The following is a 4,735-nucleotide window of genomic DNA, read 5'->3' as shown; positions in this document are numbered from 1 at the left end:
CGGCTATACCGTCCACGAAGCGTCCTCCGGCGTCGAGGCACTGGAAGTGTTCGAGGCGCTCGGCGGCAAGATCGACATCGTCGTGTCCGACGTAGTGATGCCGGAAATGGACGGGCCGACGCTGCTAGGCGAGTTGCGCAAGCGGCAGCCCGACATCAAGTTCGTCTTCGTCTCAGGCTACGCCGAGGACGCCTTTGCCAGGAACCTGCCCGCCGACGCGCATTTCGGCTTCCTGCCGAAGCCGTTTTCGCTCAAGCAGCTGGCAACCATCGTCAAGGACGTGTTGGAATCCTGATGCGTATCGGCCAAAAATGCGCCGCGGTTTTGCGAGAACGACGCGCACAAACAGCGGGCTGAATGTGATCGAGCGCACAGACGCCCCCGCCATGCCGTTTACAGGTGGCGGCGCCGGGGAGCGATCCGTCCACTCATAACCAGTGAGGCCGGCCACTGGAGCGTCGCAATCGCGGCTTGCGCATCGACGCGAGATCGCCATGATTGCGGTGACAAACGCGGCGGGGAATTGGGGTAGATGCCGTGACGCCGCACAACGAAGCGGAGAAGGGTGATTTTGCCGAAACGGTGCTGCTGCCGGGCGACCCGGAGCGCGCCGAATGGATGGCTGCGACTTTTCTCGAGGCGCCGCGCTGCGTCAATCGCCGCAGGGGCGCGCTGGGCTTCACCGGCCGGTTCCGGGGCAAGCCGGTCAGCATCCAGTCTACCGGCATCGGCGTCTCGTCATTCCTGATCTACGCCCATGAACTTCTCGACTTCCACGGCGTCAAGACGCTGATCCGGACCGGCACCTGTGGCGGCCTGAGCGCCGAGGTGCCGCTGCGCGGCCTGGTGATATCGCGATCGGTCCGCGCCGAGAATGCCGATAGCGGCCAGGTCTTCGGGCTTTACGCCGCCGCCGGTCCCGATCCGGAACTGCTGGCCGGGGCATTGCGGCGGGCCGAGGCGCTCGGCATCGAGCACCGGGCGGGGCTGACGATCTGCAGCGATATTTTCTATCATCCGCAGGGCCGCGCCCGCTATGCCGAAGCCATCGCGATGGGAGCGCTCGCCGTCGATATGGAGACCAGCGCCCTGTACCGCATTTCGGCCCATTTCGGCGCGCGGGCGCTGTCGTTGCTGAACGTGGTCGATCATGTCGCCAACGGCGAGCAGACCGACTATTCCGAGCGCCAGGAGCTGTTCACCGACATGACGCGGCTGGCGCTCGAAGTCGCCGTCGACTAGAACGGTTCATCGTTTCATGGAAACGCTGAACCGCTCTATCTCTTTGTTTTGACGCGATTCCGGACGGAAAACCGCTACGCACTTTTCCTGGAATTGCTCTAGGCGGCTTCCCGCTTCAGCGCCGCCTGTTCGTTCGCGGTTGGCCGGTGGCCGCGCAGATAGAGCGCGCAGGTGGTGCGCAGCATCGAGGCGAAGTTCGGGATCTGGCCGTTGATCTGGATTGCCTCGTCATAGAGCGTCGAGATGAATTTGGGCGTCGTCAGGCCCTGGCTTTCGGCGATCTCATCGAGCAATGCCCAAAACGTAGCCTCAAGCTGGATGCTCGTGGAATGCCCGTCGATGCGAATCGACCGGTTGATCTGTCGGTAGCCCTCCGGGTCCTGCCCGGCGAAAACCCTGCACATCGTTTTCTCCCATTCTTGTTGGTTTTGGGCGCGAGTCGATGCAAGTCGCGCCGTTGAGTCTTGCCTGTCGCGGCCGGTCATTCTCAACCGGAAGGCCAAAAACAGCAATCGGACTTTCGTCGCTGGAACCGGCCGCTTCACGCCTTCTATCCGTTTTCCGGATCCCGCGCGTGGTAATCGGCTGCCACCACCTTTGCCGCAAGGCGCCCATAATCACCCTCGTGCGCATCTTTCGCGCGGCTGAAGAGGGTTGAAATTTGGCGAAAGCGATCCACTCAATGATCCGGGTTCTGAATGAGGCCCGGTCTGTCGACTTCTATCGGAATGCTTTCGGACTCGATATCGCCGATCGGCTGGATTTCGAGACCTTCACCCTGGTCTATCTCAGCAATCCCGAGACATCGTTCGAGCTTGAGCTCACCGTCAACAAGGGTCGCGAGCAGCCTTACGAACTCGGCGACGGCTACGGTCATCTCGCGGTTTCGGTCGCCGACCTCGACAGCGAGCACGACCGCCTCGGCGCGCTCGGCCTCAACCCGAAGAAGATCGTCGAGTTCGACCGCGACGGGGCGCGGATCGCCCGCTTTTTCTTCATCGAGGATCCCGACGGCTACAAGATCGAGGTCCTGCAGCGAGGAGGACGGTTTCAGTAAGCGACCACCAGCCGCGCGGGCCAGCGCGGCGCCAGCAAAGGCACCCCTTCGAGGTGCGGACAGCAAGCAGGGAGGAACAAATGGTCACCATCTATGAAAGGAAGCCCGGCCTGTCGCGGCGCGAGCTTCTGAAGCACGGCGGCGCGGGAGCGTTGCTCGTCATTTCCGGCAGCGCCGTCATCAGCCCGCAACACGCCTGGGGTCTCGAAACGGCGGCGCTGAAGCCAGAGACCATGGCGACCTTGATCCAGGTGGCGCGCGACATCTACCCGCACGACCAGGTGCCGGACAAACATTACGCAATCGCGGTCAAGGCCCATGACGAGCTGGCCGCCAAGGACCCCGCCCATAAGGAGCTGATCGAGAAGGGCATCGCCGAACTCGACAAGAAGGCCGGCAGCGGCGGCTATCGCGGGCTCGGCTGGGAGGAGCAGCGCGTCGCGCTGCTCAAGGACATCGAGAGCTCGCCGTTCTTCCAGACGGTACGCAGCGGCCTGGTCGTCAGCCTCTACAACCAGAAGGATGTCTGGCCGATCTTCGGCTACGAGGGCGAGTCCTTTTCCAAGGGCGGCTACATCGAGCGCGGTTTCAACGACATCGAGTGGCTCTGAACCGCTCTTTCCTTGAACCGCTTTTGACCGAATTCATGGGAGGAAACCATGGCAGCACCATTTGATCTCAAGAATGACAGCGTGGTCGTCATCATCGGCTCGGGCGCCGGCGGCGGCACACTCGGCAACGAACTTGCCCAGAAAGGCATCGACGTCGTCATCCTCGAGGCGGGCGCCCGCCACGAATACGATGATTTCATCAACGACGAGTGGGATTCCTTTACCCAGCTTGCCTGGAAGGACAAGCGCACCACATCCGGCGACTGGCGGGTGGCGAAGGATTTTCCAAACCTGCCGGCCTGGATCGTCAAGTCGGTCGGTGGCTCGACCACGCATTGGGCGGGCGCCTCGCTGCGCTTCCAGGAGCATGAGTTCAAGGCACACTCGACCTATGGCAAGGTGGAAGGCGCCAGCTTGCTCGACTGGCCGATCACGCTGGCCGAGATGGAACCCTACTACACCAAGGCCGAAGCCAAGATGGGCGTCACCGGCACCAATGACTGGCCAAGACTGCCGGGCAACAACAACTTCAAGGTGCTGAAGGCCGGCGCCGACAAGCTCGGCTACAAGGAATGCCACACCGGCAACATGGCCATCAACTCGGTCCAGCGCGACGACCGCAACTCCTGCCAGCAGACAGGCTTCTGCTTCCAGGGCTGCAAATGGGGCGCCAAATGGTCGACGCTTTACACCGAGATCCCCAAGGGTGAGGCGACTGGCCATCTCGAGGTGCGGCCGAATTCGATGGCGATCAAGATCAACCACGACGCCAGCGGAAAGGTGACCGGGGTCGTCTATGCCGACAAGGACGGCAAGCTGCAGGAGCAGAAGGCGCGCATCGTCGCCGTCGCCGGCAACTCGATCGAGAGCCCGCGGCTGCTGCTCAACTCGCAATCGGCCAAGTTCCCGCACGGGCTCGCCAATTCCTCGGGGCAGGTGGGCAGGAACTATATGCGCCACACAACCGGCTCGGTCTACGCCATCTTCGACAAGCCGGTGCACATGTATCGCGGCACCACCATGGCCGGCATCATCCGCGACGAGGCGCGCCACGACCCTTCGCGCGGTTTCGTCGGTGGCTATGAGATGGAGACGCTGTCGCTCGGCCTGCCATTCATGGCGGCCTTCCTCAACCCGGGCGGCTGGGGCCGCTCCTTCACCACGGCGCTCGACCACTACGACCACATGGCGGGCCTGTGGATCGTCGGCGAGGACATGCCGCGGCCGGAAAACCGCATCACGCTGCACAAGGACGAAAAGGACGAGCACGGCATGCCGATCGCCGACGTCCATTTCGACGATCACGCCAACGACACGGCGATGCGCGATCATGCCTACAAGCAGGGTCAGGCGCTGTACGCGGCGGTTGGCGCGACGCGGACCTTCCCGACACCGCCCTATCCCTCGACCCACAATCTCGGCACCAACCGGATGAGCGAGAAGGCGGCCGACGGCGTCGTCAATAAGCATGGCCAGGCGCACGACATCAAGAACCTGTTCGTGTCCGACGGCAGCCAGTTCACCACCGGCGGCGCCGAGAACCCGACGCTGACCATCGTCTCGCTCGCCATCCGTCAGGCCGATTACATCGCCGGACAGATGTCGGCGAAGAGCATCTGAACACGCCCTCCCGGCAGCCTGCGCGGAGCTTTCCCGGCTCCGCGCTTTTTTGCGAAAGGGTAGATTATCCCCTGGTGCAGGTTGAGGCGGTGAAAGCTCCGTCGGGCTGCTTCATGATGATATCGAAGGACGGGCTGTCAGGCCCGTCCAGCGTCGCCTGAGTCATGGAGACGGAGTTGCCGCCGCTGGTGTAACCGCCCAGTGG

Annotated in this window: 6 protein-coding genes; 5 read left to right on the top strand and 1 reads right to left on the bottom strand. The window is 63.0% G+C overall.

The annotated features are described in order from the left end of the window. Together EN742_RS24755 and EN742_RS24750 are read left to right on the top strand one after the other, a co-directional pair. Positions 1-295 (top strand): response regulator (locus EN742_RS24755; protein ID WP_148670235.1); only part of this gene is annotated, 295 nt, incomplete at its 5' end. 242 nt (positions 296-537) lie between these two features. Beyond that, on the top strand, positions 538-1,242 hold the full coding sequence (locus EN742_RS24750; RefSeq protein WP_126054769.1) for a DeoD-type purine-nucleoside phosphorylase: 705 nt from the start codon (positions 538-540) through the stop codon (positions 1,240-1,242). A 98-nt stretch (positions 1,243-1,340) separates the two neighbouring features. On the opposite strand, the gene EN742_RS24745 is transcribed toward EN742_RS24750, so the two are convergent. After that, positions 1,341-1,646 (bottom strand): ribbon-helix-helix domain-containing protein, encoded by a 306-nt coding sequence (locus EN742_RS24745; RefSeq protein ID WP_126054768.1) that lies wholly within the window; start codon positions 1,644-1,646, stop codon positions 1,341-1,343. A gap of 257 nt (positions 1,647-1,903) precedes the next feature. Here EN742_RS24745 and EN742_RS24740 point away from each other — a divergent pair, with 257 nt between their 5' ends. The 3 genes from EN742_RS24740 to EN742_RS24730 all read left to right on the top strand — a co-directional run bounded on the left by EN742_RS24740 (position 1,904) and on the right by EN742_RS24730 (position 4,530). Further along, positions 1,904-2,299: a VOC family protein gene (locus EN742_RS24740; protein WP_126054767.1), complete on the top strand. Its 396-nt coding sequence runs from the start codon at positions 1,904-1,906 to the stop codon at positions 2,297-2,299. Between the two features lie 80 nt (positions 2,300-2,379). Then, positions 2,380-2,910, top strand: a complete 531-nt coding sequence (locus tag EN742_RS24735; protein WP_127407333.1) for a gluconate 2-dehydrogenase subunit 3 family protein — start codon at positions 2,380-2,382, stop codon at positions 2,908-2,910. Positions 2,911-2,958: 48 nt separating this feature from the next. Continuing rightward, positions 2,959-4,530 (top strand): GMC family oxidoreductase, encoded by a 1,572-nt coding sequence (locus tag EN742_RS24730; RefSeq protein ID WP_128333397.1) that lies wholly within the window; start codon positions 2,959-2,961, stop codon positions 4,528-4,530. Positions 4,531-4,735 lie beyond the last annotated feature (205 nt).

The sequence above is a fragment of the Mesorhizobium sp. M4A.F.Ca.ET.020.02.1.1 genome (assembly GCF_004022645.1).
Taxonomy (GTDB): Bacteria; Pseudomonadota; Alphaproteobacteria; order Rhizobiales; family Rhizobiaceae; genus Mesorhizobium.
Note: the sequence above shows the minus strand (reverse complement) of the source record. Positions and strands in the feature narration are given on the sequence as shown.

Excerpts from the sequence above, each read along its gene's own strand:
- EN742_RS24745 (WP_126054768.1), bottom strand. The coding sequence starts at position 1,646 with ATGTGCAGGGTTTTCGCCGGGCAGGACCCGGAGGGCTACCGACAGATC.
- EN742_RS24735 (WP_127407333.1), top strand. The coding sequence starts at position 2,380 with ATGGTCACCATCTATGAAAGGAAGCCCGGCCTGTCGCGGCGCGAGCTT.
- EN742_RS24730 (WP_128333397.1), top strand. The coding sequence starts at position 2,959 with ATGGCAGCACCATTTGATCTCAAGAATGACAGCGTGGTCGTCATCATC.